This window comes from Halorubrum cibi (genome assembly GCF_900182635.1).
Lineage (GTDB): Archaea > Halobacteriota > Halobacteria > Halobacteriales > Haloferacaceae > Halorubrum > Halorubrum cibi.
Map to the genome: position 1 here is coordinate 101,289 of NZ_FXTD01000007.1, position 16,979 is coordinate 118,267.

Below are 16,979 nucleotides of genomic sequence, written 5' to 3' on the forward strand. Positions count from 1 at the left end.
AATTAAAGCAAATGATCTGCCGGACCAGAGTCATCAGCATCAAACGGGCCGGTTGTTGCCACTGCGGCCGCGCCAGCCGTATTCCCGATCGTCACTAACTCTTCGATATCCGAGATGCCGTCGTCCCGTGCGGCGAGGACTGCACCAGCAAACGCGTCACCAGCTCCGGCTGTGGTAGCGACCGTGGTCGGTGGCGGAGTCGCGGTCACCTGCTCAGTAATCTCGCCGTCATCCACTGTCAATGCGGTCGTCGCTGCCGACCCATCTGTGATGAACACCATCGCGGAGTGATTCGACGGAAGCAGCTCGAGTACTCCCGCTGGTGTGCGATCGATGCCTGCCACCGCGAGGTCATCCGTCCCGGCGAAGATCAGGTCACAGTATTGTAGCACGTCCCGGAGGGCCTGTCGATAGGCGTCAGGAGTGGACCACTGGTTCGTACGTCCGTTCAGATCGAACGAGATGTGGGTCCCGCTTTCTGCGGCCGCCTCGGCGAGCTGTCGAACCGCAGTCTGGTTCACCTCAACCGGCAACGTGACGCCTTCCAAATGGACCCACTCGTATGGAGCCACAAGTGTCGCCGGATCGGTGGGGGGAGTGAAGCCGTAGCAACTCCCGGCCACCCAAGCGTGCCACTGTTCGTCGTCTCCCGTTGGAACGTACAGCGTGAGCGGTGATGTCGCATCAACCCGCGTCACGTGTGTCGTGTCCACTAAGCTATCCGTGAGATGCTGGGCAGCCAGCTCTCCCATAGCGTCGGTCCCGATGTTCGTCACGAGGCTGCTCTCACTGCCCAGGGAGGCCGCCCACCGTGCGACGTTCGTCGCTGTCCCGCCGATGTGCCACTCAAACTGGCTTTCGGTTGTGATCGATGTCCCGTCCACCGGATAGAGGTCGATCGTCGTATCGCCGACAACCACTACACCCTGGTGATCATCGCTCATCGTTCTCCTAGCAGTAGGGCTTTGACATCCTCCGCGAATCGATCACCGACGATCAGTATGTGGTTCGTCATGGGTCAGTAGAGGCCGCGTCAAGTGAGGACGTGAGATGCTGTCGTACCTGTAGGCCTGTACGGAATCGAGAGAAGATGTCGGACTGGTGGGTTGAGCATGCGAGTACCGCCAGTCCACCGTTCCCAACTGGGATGACCGGTTGTTGTGGCTTGTGCGGTGCGTGACGACAACTCGGACAATTAACCCCGCCGGCCGGGCGGTGATTGAGAAGTTGGGCGCGACCCTCGGTCGCCAGCCCACAGAGAGAACAGAATTCTTTGAGGTGGTTGTCACATCCAAGGAGAGGAATCGTTAATTGGTCGAGCAGGAGGAACGAGACACTTTCTCTTCCTGGTGATTGAAGGGCAGATTCGCAAGCAGCGCACTGAATGAATTGATTCCTGTGGAGGGAATCTGGCACTGATTGGAGAGAGTCTCCGTTGTCCATACTCAAGCTATACTTTCAATTGGGAGCCACGCCGGTAAGTTACGCGGAATTGAGTCCCCGTTCCTGTCGAAACCACCGATCGCTGACACCGGCACCGTTCGATCTCAGTTAACGTCGATGATTTCGACGTCGAACGTCAGCGTTTCGCCGGCGAGGCGTGGGTTGAAGTCCACCCGGACGACCTCCTCGTCGACGTGGATAACTTCGCCTTGGCTCCCGTTCTGGGCCTCGAGATACGAACCCTCTTCAGGCGTCTGGCCGCCGAGCATCTCTCGGAGTTCTTCGGTTTCAAACTCCTGAATATTCTCGTCAGTGGGCTCACCGTACGCCTTCTCCGGCGGGATCGTCAGCGTTTCCGTCTCCCCAGCTTCGAGGCCGATCAGTCCCTCTTCCATCCCTTCGATGACCTGCTCGGCACCGATTTCGACCGTCAACGGCGTGTACTCTCGCTCGGGCTGGGCCTCGGCAAGGCCCGTCTCCTCGGCGACAGACTGCCGGGAGGTGTCGAACACTGTTTCGTCGTCGAGTCGGCCCGTGTACTCAAGCGTCACAGAATCGCCAGTAGCAATCGTCATACGAGGACAAGAAGTCCTAGACGGAAAGCCTACGTCCTTGAGTGATGACTGTCTGGCGCGTTCTAAATAAGGTCACCTTCCTACCGAACACGTCACCAGCAATGTGGTGAAGTCGTACGACTCAAACTCTCAGAATCCCGACCTGATGCACAAGCTATACACGTCATAATAGTCTACTCAGTGGTATCGTATGACAGCACTTCGGAAGCATCTATCGAGTCTCACGGATCCCGACGCTGATGCGGCTGCGCAGACGCGTGATACCCTTCTTTCCGAGGTCGATATTCCGACGGGATGGGACGTCGGTGAGACAGACGTCGAAATAGCACAAGACGGGACGCAAGACTGGTTCTTGGTGGCGTTCGAACATCAGTCGGATCCGGACACGAGAGCATCCGTCTTTCTCCTCGAAGGGTCTCATATGCTCCAACTCTACATCGAATCCGCAGATACTGATGAGTGGACTGACCCCACACAGAATCCCGAAGAGATCACAGCAATCCTCCGTCATCACGCATAGAGCAGTATATTTGTCGGACAGCGAAAGAGCTCAACCTTGTTGGGCAGTTCGTTAATCACGATAGACGACAATAGTGCTGTATGAGATCAATTACGAAAACGATACTCGTTGGTGGTGGTTTGGTACTTGCCGGCTGGGTTGGTTGGGGACTCTACTCGACTAAGAAGGCAGAGTCAGTCCCGTACGAGCAGCTACGAACCATTAACGGCGCTGAGATTCGGCGCTATCCGCAGACAGTTCTTGTTGAAACGGCAGCACCGACGCAGCGGGTCGCGTTTCAACGCCTCTTCGAGTACATCTCCGGAGCCAACCACGGGGATGAGTCGATCTCGATGACGGCCCCTGTCGAAACCCAATCTGGGGACTCAATTGCGATGACGGCTCCTGTTCGATCAGAGGCAACCGAGACCGACGCTGAGACGATTCGGATGGCGTTCTATCTGCCATCCGAGTACACGCCTGAAACGGCACCGGAACCGACGGACACAGCTGTTACACTCGTCACTGAACCACAGAAGACGGTCGCTGTGGACCAGTTTTCGTGGTATGCGCCGGAGTGGCGGGTCGAACGGCGGACGGAGAAGCTGCTTGCTACGCTTGAGGATGAAGATATCGAGCCGGACGGCGATCCCTATCTTCTCCGGTATAATGACCCGTGGACACCACCGTTTATGCGACGAAATGAAGTTGCGGTAGAGGTCGTCGAGGGAGAGTGACGGTGGGTGACGTGAGAACGCTGCTCTGAACTGTACATTGAGGCGGGGGAGAAAGGGCGCGCACAGAGATGGATTACTGTGCCGCCTCGTCAATGGCCCTGACGAGTTCCTCGGGACGTTGTGATCCAACGAGCACTACCCGCCCGGTTGTTCGTTCGATCCGAATCCCTCGGTCACCACTAACGTTGTATGCGAGCTTCCCGGGAGTCCATCGGATCCCCCAGCCACCGAACTCCTGAAGAGGGCTGTACTGTGTGGATTCGTATCGTTCAATCTCTGACCACGGAATTCGACGGACTGATCGGTGAAGAGGCCACATTTTGAGATAGATCCCGTCGGCTCTCACTTCGGTCTCAAGACGAAGGCTGTAGAGAAGCATAGCGACTGCACCGACAACGACGAGCCCTCCCCACGAGATGGGCCCGAATGCGATCATGAGCAGAGAGACACCTCCGAGAAGTACCCAGATCCACGGCTGGCGAAACCGTTGTACTTCACGAAAATGTGGCTCTCCCTCCATGAGTGAGTTGGTCAAAATCGTCGCTACTCGCTATTAGATTCTCCGGACACCGGATTAGGACCTGTGTGGTAACGGCAACACCAGAAACGAGAGAGACGGTCAATCGGGCACCGCGCCGACGTGAGGAGTCCATTCTGCTGGCACCGACTCTTAAGCTACGTCAGATTGAAGAGCGGCGTATGCTACGGCAGTTCCTCTGTGTACTCGGCGTTCTCACGACGCTCGCCCCGGACCGGATCGTGGACGTATTCGAGACGGTTGCGGTCGAGAACCCTGAGGAAATTACCGTCCACTCGTGGTTTGGTCCCCTGATTCGGGCGGAAGGAGTCGTTATCACGCTCGCCGCGCTCCGTGGCGGTCGCCTCTACGCGTGGCTAATGAATGTCACCGGAATCTTTGGTGCAGGCTTGCTTTTCATCCCGCGACTGTACGAGCACATCGCGGGGCCGCTCGTGTACGAAGACTCTGATTCAGTGGAGTGGAACGAACACCTCTCCGACGGTGTCCGCGTAATCGGCGCTGTGTACGTGCTCCTCGCGCTCTTGGACCGTCGGCGTCGAAACGGGACATGACCGATGATCTCTCCGACCGCACGATCCTTCTCACTGGGGGAACGAGCGGATTCGGACGGGTGGCAGCGGTTGACCTCGCAAAACGAGGTGCGACCGTCGTAGTCGTCGGCCGCGACGAGTCGAAGGGGGCAACTCTCGTAGAACGGTCCATAGACTTTGCCGGAACAATCGCGTTCCATCAGGCCGATATCGCGTCTCAATCCACCGTTCGGTCCCTCGCAGCAACCGTGAAACGCGAGTACGACCGGATCGACGTCCTCGCTCACAACGCCGGACTCTCGGCCGGGTCGCGGCGTGAGAGTCCGGATGGAATCGAACTCACGCTCGCGGTGAACCACTTGGCTCCCTACCTCCTGACATACGAATTGCTCGACCATCTCTACGACGCACCCGATCCCCGTGTTGTCATTACCGCCTCAGACATCCATCGGCGAGCGACACTCGATTTCGACGACCTCCAACTGACGGACGAGTACGATTCACTCGACGCGTACGCCCGCTCGAAGCTGGCGAACATTGCGTTCACGGTCGAACTTGATGCTCGGCTCCCGGACGACGCCGCAGTCACAGTCAACTGTGTTCATCCGGGGTTCATTCCGTCGACGGACCTGTTCCGCGAGGCGTCGCTCCGAACGCGGCTGCTGGTTCGGATCGCCGGGTTGGTTCCGGGTGTCGCCACCTCAAAACAGGTGGCCGCCGAACGCCTCCAAACACTTCTGGTCGGGCCGACGTATGGTTCTGTAAGCGGCCAATACGTCGGCAGCGATGGTCCCGAAGACCCCGCCCCCGAGGCCACAAATCAAGCGGTTCGACGGCGACTCTGGCAGATAAGTGCCGAGCTGGTCGGCATTACACCCGACTGGCCGGCGTCGACCACGAACTAGCAACTGGTAGCATGCTCTCTCCCTACCTCTGACGTATCTGTACTTCTTAGAGGAGCGTCGCTCATGGGACTGCCTAGGCGCACGCTGAGATGCTCTCGCAGGTATAGCTAATGAGATTCACCGTCGTCCGTCTCAACCCGCCCGTGTCGTTGATCAATCTCATCGAGCATATCGAGTGTTTTTCGGATCGATGCTCGAACCGCATCGCTTCGGTTGACGAACTTTCCCTCGTCACCAACGTGCTCGTCGAGGTCATCAAGCAATTCCTGGGGAATCTCGACGCTGACCTTCGGCATGTGTTCGTATTCGCAGAGGAATATCTTCAGCGTGTCGCACAGCACACCGGGCTCGCTCGGAAGCCTCAGTACGCACGCTCCATAGCGATCAACAGGACCAACCACAACTCAACAGTTAGAACACGAGTCAGAGCCAACCGAGACTGACGAGTAGTCCGAGCAGTACGAGTGCGGCAAGCATGACTACGCCGCCGGTGAGCAGTGTATTCTCCATGGCTTTCTCGTAGAACGGCATCGCGTCGTATTGGTCTTGGAACGCGTCTCGATTCGTCTCGTCGTAGAAGTACTTCGTTTTGAGCGCGAACCGGTCGGTCACCGCACAGCCGGTACAGACTGGTGTTCCTTCCATCCGCTCGGATTTGATATGCGAGTCGCAGTTGATACTCCCACAGTTCGCACAAAACGTGTAGGTGGCGTCCGTCCCGGCGGTGTCACAGTGAACGCACCGGTGGATGCCGTCTTCACTGGTGACACGTGAGGGCCCGGCTGCGAAATATTCGTACGGATACGAGTATTCACCGAGGTCGGTCCTGTGCCGGACTTGTGGTAGGTATACCGGTTCGATCGATTGGACGGACACGTCGGAGCGGTTCGGTTCGCAGGTTTTGGTGTACGTGACGTTGTTGTCGCCCGTGTAGGAGACGGTCGTCGTGTGGTGATCGCGGAGCCGTTCGACTGCCCACTCCTTGTACTCGGTCTGCGTCTGCCCGAACCGACGCTCCTCAATCGTGTCGAACTTGGTATCGAATTGATCCGTATCGAGGGCAACCGTCGCGTTGAGATTTTCCACCACGAGGTTCGACACGTCACCCGACGCGGTGCGTGGCTGGCCGCGCTCTGCGTGGACGACGAACCGAGACCGGTCGTTGATCCGATGAACCACGCCGACCGACGTCTCGAAGATCGCGTTCGTGTCCGCCGTTACGGCGACGACCGGGCGAAACGTGACTTCCGAGTACGGGTCGGGAATGTCTGCGGAATCGATGTTATCGATATCGCGGAACGCTGCCGTGACGGGGGCGGCCACTGCCGTCGCCGGATCGTACGGGCGGAGCGTCTCGTCGCACAGGATTTCGATCCGGCCGTTGTACAGATCCAACCCGATATCGTCAGCAATCTCACGGAGGTCTTCCCCGTCGATCAGTTCGATCGGATACGGGTCGTCGTTTCGTTCGAGTCGCTCGGCGTACTCGATCGCTGGGCTAGTGAACCGGCCAGTCGTCGCCACCATCCCGCGCTTCGCCCCGTCGAACTCGAACGTCGCAATCGCCGAGTGAAGTTTCTGTACGACCGGCCGCCCCACCGTCCCGGTGTGCTTACACTCGACGACGACTCCGTGGCGCGTCCCGTCGACGACCTCTTCCATGAGGATGTCCCGCCCCTCATCGGCGGTCCGCTCGGCTTGGCGGACGTTCTCGTACCCGAGGTTCCGGAACACGTCCTCCATCACGTCCTCGAACTCGAACCCGGACAGGTCATCGAGAACCGGCATTTGAGACGTGCGCTATGTTGGCGCTTCGTCGTATATACCTTCCTTGAGAGTCAGTGGATGGACTGGTATTCAACGCGGCAGTTGTAACCGTTCAGCGCTGCTGAAGCCCTATTGATTCGACGTTCTCGCTACTGAAACATCAGACCCAGATGAGACCAATGAGTCCGACAGCTATCATAGCGACCCCGACAGAGAGTATCAGTACCTGTCGAGAACCGACCGTATCACGGAGGTACATATGTAGTCTTGCTGGGGGCGCGACAAAACAATGCCGTCTACTAGAGATACACAGCAGAGTAAAGTGTTCTTCGTCGCGTCTACAGTGTACGGTATTCAAATGAAGATTTCAGAGGAACTTCGGTGTCTGTTCTCGGGGAAGGTCGAAGAGCGCGATGGGTCATATGTGGTTGAGGTACCGGAGCAAGAACTCCGCCTTGGTGGGCTACAGGCGGACGAGACGTATCGTGTAGCTGTTCTATCAGCGCCCGCGACCAACGAGGCAAACACCACTGACGCTACCCCAGAGCCAGAGCAAACGCCACAGACGCCCCCTGTCGAGGAGGGCGAACAACGCACCGTCGAAATCGAAGATATTGGCGACCAAGGCGATGGTATCACTCGTGTTGAGCGCGGATTCGTCGTTATTGTTCCCGACACTAAACAGACCGAGCGTGTTACTATCGAGATTACCGACGTACGCGAGAATGTCGCCTTCGCGGAAGTTGTCGAGCGCGTCAGTTACTACGAGTAGTCTGAAGCGGCTTTGTTGAAACCCTATTCTTCTGATGAATTCTCGCCTGAAACAGCCGATCGATGAGAGTTGCGTATTGACCATTGGATATTCATGACATCGTCAGTTTAGTAAGCACTATGGCCCTCTCTCTGTCAGCAACCATCGCCTACAGCTTTTCGGCCTCTGCTATCGTCGGCCTTTCTCTTAGCCATTTTACCGATCGTATTTCTGTGAAGATGGCATTGCTCATAGCAGTTTGTACTACGGCTGGTACATTAGTTGGGAGAATACTGTGAGAAGCGCGTACTGAACGGTTCTTGAGTATCTTGTACTGACCGCGACTGGGTCAAAAATATCACATTCTGAGGATTTCAACAGAGCCGACTGTTGGGAAGACAATCATAGCAAACCGAACTTACTACTGTGTCTCAAACCATCGGAAACCCATGCCCTCTCGACGGTGGTCGCTTCCCGTTCAGATGACCGTTACAATTCTTGGTATGGTGGCTGTCACGATCGCATTTCTCTGTGGGATTTGGGCTGTTCTCTACGGTGTACTTTCGTTTCTTGATATCTCAGAAGCGTCATCGATCGCCGGAGGACTCACTGCGTTGATCGTGGTGACGATCGGCTACCTCGAATACAAACAGGTCGACACGATCGAACGGCTCGCTGACGCCGACCGCATTGACGAGGAGGCCGAGCCCGAGCTGTACGAGTTGGTGACCCGCGTCGCAGCACAACTCGACGTCCCCGTTCCGACGATCGCCCTTTCGGATCGACAGACTCCTGAAGCATTGGCTGTCGGATTCCGTCCGGAAAACGTCCATCTCGTCCTCTCCCGCGGGACGCTCGACACGATCGACGGACGTGCCGAACTTGAAGCGGTCGTCGCTCACGAACTCGCGCACGTGAAAAATCGGGATGCGATGGTGATGACGGCCGTGTCACTCCCCGTGATCCTCGCTCGTGGACTCGGGACGCGACTTGCCGACATCGAAAATCCGGGTGGAGCTGCGATCCTCATCGTTCCACTTGGGTTCGTCTCGACGCTCATCTGGGGAACGGGGAAAGCGATGACTGCCCGACTCTCCCGGGCGCGAGAACAAGCCGCAGATCGAGCCGCCGTTGCGGTGACTGGCTCACCTGCGGTGCTTGCGACTGCGCTCACGAAACTCGATCGGAGCATTTCAGATACGCCGAATCGGGACCTACGCGAGGTGTCGGGGATTTCGTCGCTCTCGATCCTCCCGCTCGAACCGGAAGAGTTGGAGAAAGTGATGCTCGGTCCGGACGGGAACAGAGAGCCGTCGTACTGGTGGCTGCGAAAACGGCTGTATCGGTTCGAACGCTGGCTGTTCCGGACGCATCCGCCGACAGATGACCGGATCGAACAGCTCGCAGAATACGAGCGACAACAGGACCGACGTTCACCGTCTTAGCGACAGCCGTTACCGTCTGATCCTGGTTTAATGTGGATTCCACAGTCAGCCCACGTCAAGCCGGTTAAACATTATCGGCTTTGTTGAAATCCTTGGTCACGGATAATTCGTCAAGGCCGTGCTACATACAGAGCGCGAGTCGGTCAGCGCCATCAGCACCGTTTCACGATCACGCTATACTTGTCTCAGCGGCGGGTACGCAAACCCAGCAATATTTGAACGTCGCCGGAGACAACACGCTTGATGCCCTCCATTATCGATGAGACCGTGTTCCGCGAGCCCTCTAGAGGGGTTGGACTGGTTTTTCTCTGTGGCGCACTTCTGATAGCCGGGCAGCAAGCGTACTACGTCATTCTAAAAGGGGCGACGCTCTACTATGCCACACTATTTATTGGTGCTGGGATGGCCCTCTCCGGCATTGCCGAGTCCTTGCCAAAATCTCGACGACGGGCTTCTGGTGCCCTGCGACTCACAGCGATCGCTGTACTGGCGGGTATTCTCGTGATCGGCTTCGTCAGGCCCGAGCTCCTCTTAGTGTGATTGAGCCGGTTGGGTTGAGTTCACCGCTCTTGTAAGAAGTTCATTCGCACGGAGGACTCATTGGGAGTGACCGAAAAGACAAAGGTTGAACTTGCTACACGCACCCTCTCTATCTCGTACGCCGGTCCTATCAATCCTTAATCATTTCAACACAGCCGGTTGTTTCCAAACGGGTCGTCCGCGATAACGATAGCGCCTTGCGAAAACACCATTCGCTACGTCTCCTCGTCGCTCAGGTCGGGCAACTCCTCAGCCCACCCGCTATTCTGAGCGTACCAATCATCACTATATGAGGAAGCTACCGTCTCTACCCCAATGAAGGCAGCCGTCGCTGCTGCGATGCGGTCGTCTTTCGTGGCTGCCCAATACGGTTCCTTGTGACGAACGAGGCCCGCAACTTCAAGCCGGTTCATTGTCGGTCCAACACTCCCACGCGGGACCCCTGTTTCCTCTGCCAATTCCGCTGGCGTGTATCCCACGGTCGGTGTCGTCAACAGGAACTCCAACAATCGCCTCGCGTTGGTCCCCTCTGACAGGTCAACGCGTGGGTTTCCGGGTTCGTGTGTTTCGAAATCGACCGGCATATACGAGTATTGTATGTTTGTTGTATTAGACGTTGGGCTGAAATCTTATCATGCTGTGAGTATAGTTTGTTCATGGGGTGAGTGTGCAGCAAAATCGGGATTCGTACGTACTGATCTTTCCTTATTTCGTATCAGATTCCGTTCCGACCTTCTCGATGAACTCCTCAGCATCTAGGTCGAGCACCAGAGGGAACTTTCGACCAATCCCTTTCTGCCCTCCTTCGACGTTATATTCGTCAGCGAACTTTTTGGTGACGCGGTACCACGGTGCCTGATCGATCCGTTCGCTGATTTTCACAGGCTGGTTAAGTTTCGCACTTGGTGTGCGCCCTTCGACGATTACTACATCGTCATGTTTTGGCGTTCCCGCCGCTGCTAACCGTTTTGTATGCGCGTTCGCAGGGAACTCCTGTAGCGCTTCATGATACTCCTCTCCCTCTAGCTTGGAGAGGTCATGAACCGCTTCTACGGTCATATACCCATACAGAAACCGGTTGACGTTTGAGTCAGTCTCGTTCTCTTTGACGCCTGTGTAAAAGCCGAGAACGTCTGTCTCCTCAGATGATCCGAAGTTGTCGATGAGTGTACTTCCTTTCCCACCGCCGCCGCGCCGGTCTCCGAATGTCATCGCTTCGAAGTTGGGGTCGTGATGAACCGGATGCGACTCGATCTCAGCAGGGTCGTCGATCCAATCACTATCTCCTCCTTTGGGACTAAGCGCTGTCACATAGTTGGCTGCGGTGCCACCTCGGTGATCGAGGTCGAAAGTTCCGTACGTCAGGGTCTCGCTCGTGGGATATGACTCCGGAATCGGAATGTAATCGAAGTATCCCTCTTCAGTGAGTTGTAGCTTCGGCCTAAGATGCTCCGAATCGGCTCCAACACCGACGAGGACAACAGCCATCAGACGATCTCTTGAAGAGAATCGACTATCGTATCTCCGCTCCGATCATCGTCATATGCGCGAGTGCCCTGCCCGCCACCGTATCGGTCTGGCCCATTTCCGAGGGTCCAATACAATGCTGGCTCGTTCCAACTTACCCAATTAGCGGGCGTGGACACAAATTTGAGGCGGTTGGGGTTGAGGTCCTCGTGATACACGTGGTCGTATTCCTGGTTGACTGTTTCCGAGCACCCACAAGAGGAAGTCCCAGACCCAGAAACGTGGTCATGCTCCGGATAGGGTGCATCTGTTCCAACGACTTCTCCATCTTCAACCACCGCGTGGCAATCTCCGTACTTTCGTGCCCAAGCAGAATCATCGTCTGGGTCGGTTGAGATTCGTGGTTTCCACACAGATTCTTCTTGCTCAATTAGGAATCGACCATAGTCTTCCATGTCTCGAAAGGCGTGCGTGACTAAGGCGACATTTACAAGCCATCGATGCTTCGTCTCTGCCCCCTTGGGTTTGTCTGAGCCGCCTTTCCCCGCAGTAGTGAATATGAATAGCGGTTGTGACGGTCGAAGTACTCCGGACTCATGTTCTTCAAAATAGTCGAAAAAGTGCTCTTGGCGCATGTCGTGCTTACAGCAAGCAAGCGACCAGAATCCACCCCGGTACGCTGGTGAACTGGCTGTCTGTACGTGGCCACTGTCTCGCGTGTAGTTGATCGATGATGCGGGATAGATTCTCCCATTCACTGTCGACTTCTCGAAGGGTTCAAGCTCGCTGTCGAGGTTCTCAACCAATCCGTCTAGGTGCTCAACTAGATCTTCCCGCGTAGTGATGACTTCTTTTTGCCCGTGATTTGGTATTTGCTGTGACATATAGTGGACATTATGTCCCTATAATAAAAAGTTCATTTCTGATAAAATAAACAAACTATACTGTCTCCGGATCCAACTTCCATACAGTGTTATTTCATCATTGGAATCATGAAAATATTGGTGACCCGCCAGCAAATGATTTATAAGTAGTACGTATCACCGCTTTCGAATTGTATTGGCTACCCGTTATACGACAAAAGTACGGCTGAAACAGCAATTCCGACTGTGAAGCCGATTCCGTGAGCAAAGATATTCACAAATGAATTACCGACTACGACCTCCGCAGGGAACATCTGAAGCGTCAAGATAGCCAGAACCACCACAATGAGACTGCTCCTGGCGATTTGAAACAGGAGTTGCTCGCGTGAACGAGTCTGAACCAATGTGTCCCAGTCACGGTGATACAGGATGGGAACGGCTTGGATACAAATTCCAAAGACCACCAAGCCAACAACGATTGGACGGAGTGTCCTCGCGTACACAGTATCAATAAGCAACAGCAGTAGGAGGATGAGTCCGACACCAACAACCTGCGCAAGCTGCGTCGTATGTGCTTCCCGAATGGCGGCTGTAAAACTGACGAGTAAGAATCCAACGAACGCGGCTACCACACCGGAAAACCCACGGGCGACACCGTCAAGCTCCGGGAGATATGTACCGTACAGTAGCACGTTTGCGCTATTGACAACGAACGGCGTGATAAGTAGGAGTCCAAGTGTTGTCTGCCAAAACCACTGGCGGCGCTCAAGATACAGACACAGCCAGTACACGTAACCCACTGCTAACAGGTATCCTGTGAGATTTCCTTGGAGATGGTCGAAGCTGGCATGCGTGTACGCAGCCGTCAGTAGCGTGTACCATTGCGGATCAGCCGGTCGAAGTGCCAGTTGGTCTTGGAGAGACGATGGGACGAGTACGTGAACCGTGGTGAGTACCGCTACGATGCTTGCGACGAGAAGCAGGTCTGCGGCATGCTGCTTACCGATCGGTGAGGTGATGGACCGCATTATTCACCCTCCACAGCTACAGCGAGAAGCGCGAACACAATTAGTAGCGCAAGGACTGTCGCTGCTACCGGATCGATCGTGGGCGTTGATGCCAACCCTGTCTGAATATCAATAGCTGCGGCAGTCAAGGGTCCAACTACGATTAGGACAACTATTCCTCTAAGAATCATTCGAGGCTCGACCATGCCTCGGTCAGCTAGTGGACCGTGTGGTTCCGGACCAGTACGATTTGTACAGTGCTTGGGATTGGATCTACGCATAGGCAATTCATTCCACAGCCCACAGAAACATATAAATAGAAGATAGTTCATACGAAAAACACGTTGTGACACCAATCACAGCCCGAAATTGTGCCTGTGATTGCCATCATGACCCCTCGCAGTCTAGTGATTCTCGATGAGATCAAAACAAGAGCTTCTAGACGCCTACGATGGCCCAAATCAAGGGACAAAACGAGAAGTTATCAGATACTTGTACGATAATCCCGAAGTAGAGCACGAACCGCAGACCGTATTTAATATGGTCCACGATGACTGTCCCGCAAACACTACAGACACAGTCGCTAATCAGCTCTCAGCGCTAGCAACTGAACACGACACGATTGAGCATCAAACACGGTCATTCTATCAATGGGCCGGTGACGGTCGTCGACGCCCCAATCGGCGGCTTCGCTCTACCGTTGAAGCAGGACGAGAATGGGTGGGCTCGCTCGGATTCTCCTACGGAACAGGCATTCTTGCGTTCGTGACTTGGACCATCGGAATTCTATGTGCACTCGTCAGTCTCATTCCACTATTTACCTCCGTACAACCACTCGGTCAGGATTTTATCATCTGGTTCTTTTGGGCAGGGTTGATGACCATCCTCGGTTCGACAGCAGTGATGGTATGGGTACCACTCTATCTACTTGACGTGCGGACCGCATAGACAGTGAACCCATATTGACCGAAACGGGGTCAAAATGTGCCCCCTGTAGAGAATCTCAACAATACCGCCAGTGGTGAACATACTACTCAGTAGAGACGGTCATAGTGTATACCGATTCATCACAGCGAGATCATCTCTGAGCGTGGGATCTGCTAAATCAATCTTCGAGACACTGACACGCAGCGTCCGACCGGAACTTCAGGCGCACTCAAATCGAATCGTCTAGGAGGTTACTCTGTGAGTGTCACCTCCGCTGCGTATTCCATAAATGGGGTTTGACGGTCACGGTGTTCGGCTACCACGTCGTACAATGCTTCCCTACAGATGTCCCGAACTGTCGCCTCCACGTCTTCATTTACGTCGTTGTGGACGTGCTCGTCGATGAACTGCGTCGCTACCTGTTCTGCCTGAAGATAGATAGCTTCCTCTCCAAATTCGGTCCACGCAGTGCGTCCGGTCCACCCAGCAAGCCCTTCGTAAAGTTGTTCCCTGATGACGTGGTCCGCTGCTGTTTCCCACGCTGTTATGAGATCGTCCGCGACATCCGAGTCATGCCGAACCAAGGTAGTGAACGGTTTCACAGGTCGCCCGACCGTCTCATGGCAGTCAATCGCGTCAAGTGCTCCATGAGTGATCCATTCAGCGACACGATCCTCGGCCAGTTCCAAGACTTCAGTCTCAAGGGTTTCGCCGTAATCTGTGACTGTGAGCCCAGCTTCGCCACCAGCTTCAGACCACGTTCGAGCCGCAATCCACCCCTCACCAGTTCTGATGAGGTGATTAGTTACGTTCCGATCTGAGTCATAATCTCGGTTGTGAGCATGAACCGTGATATCACAATCCGTCGTCGGGTCATCGTGTTTGAGCGCCTCTCTGGCTTTGGCTTCAATTGTTTCGAAGCGGTCGCTATATTCATCGCTCTGGTCACCACTGCCGTCAGTTGATGTATGTTGTCGCGTCATTGGTATCGCGTGCTAACCGCTGTCTGCACCGCAAACACGCGACGTCCGATGACGCGCTGGCCCCGCGTCAGCAAAGGACTATGATACCAGGATTTTGGGTATCGGGTGAGCTTGCCAGAGATTCCTAAGCATCGTCAGAATACAGATGCATGAGTTTTCTCGGGCGTCGCATGTCTATGATTCTAAATCACAGGCTTATAAACCCTCGTCGTCACCTACTTTTGAACTCTCGTTCGTCACAATACACGTAGGACGACAGGCACACTGCTACTGGTCAGTCTGAACGGCTTTATGGAATCCTTGGTCGCTGATAGTTCGCCGAGGCCGTGCTACATACAGAGCGCGAGTGTCACACAAACAACGCGTTTTCAGATGGATCGAGACCATCAGGTGGTGATTTTGTTCCCAAACAGATAGGCTGGCATCATCACGAGCAGAGACATCACAAAGCCGATGATAGACGCAAATCCGAGGAAGAACGGAGTCGTGGGCACATCAATTATCCCGGAGAGAGACATGAGCGCTACGTAGACTGGGAGTCCGATGGTCATAGTCAAAACAATGGTTGCCATCTTTCGCTTGTCTTGCTTAGTTATATCCTGAGTGAGAGACGATGGGAGGGCCATACGCCGCAGTTCGTCCTTACGCTGTATAGCTCTTATTCGATTGTGGAAATATCACTGTGAGAGTTTGTGGACCGACTTGAGTTCATTCGATGGATGCGCTCTCCGTATCTCGCACGCCGATCTTATCAGCTCTTAAGGGGTTCAACAGAGCCTTCGAGGATTAATTTGACCCGAGCAAGGTCGGTTCTGTAGCTGTACCAAATAGTGGTATGGTGTGCCAGATTACCAGGCTTAGACAAACAGCTCTGGTGACCGGTAAGGGCCCAGACACCCAGACATGAATGCTTTTGCGTGGGGTTTGAGAACTCACGCGTCATGACAAATCACATAGAGCCCACCGAGGAGTATGACGGGCGAATCAGAGTGAAACTCCTTGATGACCATGCCGAGACACGAGCGATCCCGTGTTCATCCTACACAGAGGCGATAACACTCGTCAAAGAACATCAACACGAGGTCACCACCGCGAAAATCATCGACCGAGAGCAAGAAGTGGTCTTCAGCTCAGCCGACATGGACATCGACGTCTGGGAGTCGATTTGGAAAAACGAAAAGCGTCGCCTATCAGTCAACGTCGAGGACCGCGACTGCCCGTACGATAACATCTCCTGCTTTTTCGATGACCTCTGTGTCCAATGTAAGATGGACAAATTACAGGACGAGTTGGACTGTTAAAACCCTCAATCGCGGACAGTATGGACGTGCGAAAGGGCGTAGTCCGCAAAGCAACCCCGCCATTCAGTCACCCTTGAGTTTATTACTGTAGAAAATCACTCATGTTTTAATGAGTAAAAAGGCTGTAGTTGATGCTGCGGATCGACTTGAAGTTAATGATACAATTGTGATTGATCGAGTTGATACACCTCTCGTCGTGACGGACATTCCGGTGAAAGATAACAAAGGAGCGATTATTTTTTCAGCAGAACAACAAGATCACCCTGAGGAAGGGCTGGTGACCAGCATTACGTTTGGTATTGGGCATCCGTCCGGCGGAGCTGATGCCGAATTAACTGTTCAGTCGTATAGCGAAGCACCCCCAGAGCGAGTAGCAGAAATAGAAAAGGATTACGACGATATTCGAACACAGGAGCAGTTCGAAGTCTCTTCACTGTCTATTGTCGATTAAGAATCTAGTAATTGTGGCTAGTGAGTGAGGACGCGCATTAACGACTCGCGGACTGTATTCAGCACGGCTGCTGAAACCCATTACTGATTGAGGGTTTCAACAAGGCCGACGAGTTCTAACCCTTCAGCAGGGGCGAGAATGTTACGAAAACTCCGACCGCTCAGCATACGCAATCGGATCGCGTGACCCAGCATTTCGAAACGCCTCAAGCCGGAACGCACACGCATCGCACGTTCCACACACCGGG

The 16,979-nt window shown here is 54.7% G+C and carries 20 protein-coding genes and 1 pseudogene; 9 read left to right on the forward strand and 12 right to left on the reverse strand.

What is annotated here, in order from left to right:
- Positions 1-2 precede the first annotated feature (2 nt).
- Both FN829_RS10340 and FN829_RS10350 read right to left on the reverse strand, forming a co-directional pair.
- A complete protein-coding gene (locus FN829_RS10340) occupies positions 3-944 on the reverse strand; it encodes a carbohydrate kinase family protein (protein ID WP_142986908.1) in 942 nt (313 codons plus the stop codon).
- A gap of 603 nt (positions 945-1,547) precedes the next feature.
- A complete protein-coding gene (locus FN829_RS10350; RefSeq protein WP_142986910.1) occupies positions 1,548-2,018 on the reverse strand; it encodes an FKBP-type peptidyl-prolyl cis-trans isomerase in 471 nt (156 codons plus the stop codon).
- A 190-nt stretch (positions 2,019-2,208) separates the two neighbouring features.
- Between FN829_RS10350 and FN829_RS10355 the strand changes: the two genes are divergently transcribed.
- On the forward strand, positions 2,209-2,538 hold the full coding sequence (locus FN829_RS10355; protein WP_142986911.1) for a hypothetical protein: 330 nt from the start codon (positions 2,209-2,211) through the stop codon (positions 2,536-2,538).
- Positions 2,539-2,618: 80 nt separating this feature from the next.
- Positions 2,619-3,254, forward strand: coding sequence for an SOUL family heme-binding protein (locus FN829_RS10360; protein WP_185955739.1), 636 nt, complete (start codon positions 2,619-2,621; stop codon positions 3,252-3,254).
- Positions 3,255-3,327: 73 nt separating this feature from the next.
- Here FN829_RS10360 and FN829_RS10365 read toward each other — a convergent pair whose 3' ends face one another.
- A complete protein-coding gene (locus FN829_RS10365) occupies positions 3,328-3,690 on the reverse strand; it encodes a DUF6141 family protein (RefSeq protein WP_246066495.1) in 363 nt (120 codons plus the stop codon).
- Positions 3,691-3,953: 263 nt separating this feature from the next.
- On the opposite strand from FN829_RS10365, the gene FN829_RS10370 reads away from it, so the two are divergent.
- Positions 3,954-4,346 carry a hypothetical protein gene (locus FN829_RS10370; RefSeq protein ID WP_142986913.1) on the forward strand — a complete coding sequence of 131 codons (393 nt, stop codon included), beginning with the start codon at positions 3,954-3,956 and terminating at the stop codon, positions 4,344-4,346.
- Complete coding sequence (locus FN829_RS10375) at positions 4,343-5,230, forward strand: SDR family NAD(P)-dependent oxidoreductase (protein WP_142986914.1); 888 nt, start codon at positions 4,343-4,345, stop codon at positions 5,228-5,230. Before FN829_RS10370 ends, FN829_RS10375 begins: the two co-directional genes overlap by 4 nt.
- Positions 5,231-5,337: 107 nt before the next feature.
- On the opposite strand, the gene FN829_RS10380 is transcribed toward FN829_RS10375, so the two are convergent.
- Both FN829_RS10380 and FN829_RS10385 read right to left on the reverse strand, forming a co-directional pair.
- Positions 5,338-5,526: a ribbon-helix-helix domain-containing protein gene (locus FN829_RS10380; protein ID WP_142986915.1), complete on the reverse strand. Its 189-nt coding sequence runs from the start codon at positions 5,524-5,526 to the stop codon at positions 5,338-5,340.
- Positions 5,527-5,653: 127 nt separating this feature from the next.
- Entirely contained in the window at positions 5,654-7,018 is a 1,365-nt protein-coding gene (locus tag FN829_RS10385; RefSeq protein ID WP_142986916.1) for a restriction endonuclease, read from the reverse strand.
- Between the two features lie 337 nt (positions 7,019-7,355).
- Between FN829_RS10385 and FN829_RS10390 the strand changes: the two genes are divergently transcribed.
- The 3 genes from FN829_RS10390 (at position 7,356) to FN829_RS10400 (ending at position 9,733) form a co-directional block, all read left to right on the forward strand.
- Positions 7,356-7,769: a TRAM domain-containing protein gene (locus tag FN829_RS10390; protein ID WP_185955740.1), complete on the forward strand. Its 414-nt coding sequence runs from the start codon at positions 7,356-7,358 to the stop codon at positions 7,767-7,769.
- A 428-nt stretch (positions 7,770-8,197) separates the two neighbouring features.
- Complete coding sequence (locus FN829_RS10395; RefSeq protein WP_142986917.1) at positions 8,198-9,193, forward strand: M48 family metalloprotease; 996 nt, start codon at positions 8,198-8,200, stop codon at positions 9,191-9,193.
- Positions 9,194-9,436: 243 nt separating this feature from the next.
- Positions 9,437-9,733 (forward strand): hypothetical protein, encoded by a 297-nt coding sequence (locus FN829_RS10400; RefSeq protein ID WP_142986918.1) that lies wholly within the window; start codon positions 9,437-9,439, stop codon positions 9,731-9,733.
- Positions 9,734-9,948: 215 nt separating this feature from the next.
- Here the strand turns inward: FN829_RS10400 and FN829_RS10405 are convergent, their stop codons facing one another.
- From FN829_RS10405 to FN829_RS10430, 6 genes are all read right to left on the reverse strand, one after another.
- Positions 9,949-10,317, reverse strand: coding sequence for a MarR family transcriptional regulator (locus FN829_RS10405; RefSeq protein ID WP_142986919.1), 369 nt, complete (start codon positions 10,315-10,317; stop codon positions 9,949-9,951).
- A 121-nt stretch (positions 10,318-10,438) separates the two neighbouring features.
- Positions 10,439-11,221 carry an Nmad3 family putative nucleotide modification protein gene (locus FN829_RS10410; RefSeq protein ID WP_142986920.1) on the reverse strand — a complete coding sequence of 261 codons (783 nt, stop codon included), beginning with the start codon at positions 11,219-11,221 and terminating at the stop codon, positions 10,439-10,441.
- Positions 11,221-12,084: a hypothetical protein gene (locus tag FN829_RS10415; protein WP_142986921.1), complete on the reverse strand. Its 864-nt coding sequence runs from the start codon at positions 12,082-12,084 to the stop codon at positions 11,221-11,223. The genes FN829_RS10410 and FN829_RS10415 overlap by 1 nt, the downstream gene beginning before the upstream one ends.
- 179 nt (positions 12,085-12,263) lie before the next feature.
- Positions 12,264-13,091 carry a hypothetical protein gene (locus tag FN829_RS10420; RefSeq protein ID WP_142986922.1) on the reverse strand — a complete coding sequence of 276 codons (828 nt, stop codon included), beginning with the start codon at positions 13,089-13,091 and terminating at the stop codon, positions 12,264-12,266.
- A 1,157-nt stretch (positions 13,092-14,248) separates the two neighbouring features.
- On the reverse strand, positions 14,249-14,980 hold the full coding sequence (locus FN829_RS10425) for a hypothetical protein (protein ID WP_142986923.1): 732 nt from the start codon (positions 14,978-14,980) through the stop codon (positions 14,249-14,251).
- Positions 14,981-15,366: 386 nt separating this feature from the next.
- Positions 15,367-15,606 carry a hypothetical protein gene (locus FN829_RS10430; protein ID WP_142986924.1) on the reverse strand — a complete coding sequence of 80 codons (240 nt, stop codon included), beginning with the start codon at positions 15,604-15,606 and terminating at the stop codon, positions 15,367-15,369.
- A gap of 315 nt (positions 15,607-15,921) precedes the next feature.
- Between FN829_RS10430 and FN829_RS10435 the strand changes: the two genes are divergently transcribed.
- Positions 15,922-16,281 carry a hypothetical protein gene (locus tag FN829_RS10435; protein ID WP_142986925.1) on the forward strand — a complete coding sequence of 120 codons (360 nt, stop codon included), beginning with the start codon at positions 15,922-15,924 and terminating at the stop codon, positions 16,279-16,281.
- A 109-nt stretch (positions 16,282-16,390) separates the two neighbouring features.
- Positions 16,391-16,732, forward strand: a complete 342-nt coding sequence (locus FN829_RS10440) for a hypothetical protein (RefSeq protein WP_142986926.1) — start codon at positions 16,391-16,393, stop codon at positions 16,730-16,732.
- A 141-nt stretch (positions 16,733-16,873) separates the two neighbouring features.
- Here the strand turns inward: FN829_RS10440 and FN829_RS16175 are convergent.
- Positions 16,874-16,978, reverse strand: a pseudogene (locus tag FN829_RS16175) (7-cyano-7-deazaguanine synthase QueC); the annotation flags it as partial.
- Position 16,979 lies beyond the last annotated feature (1 nt).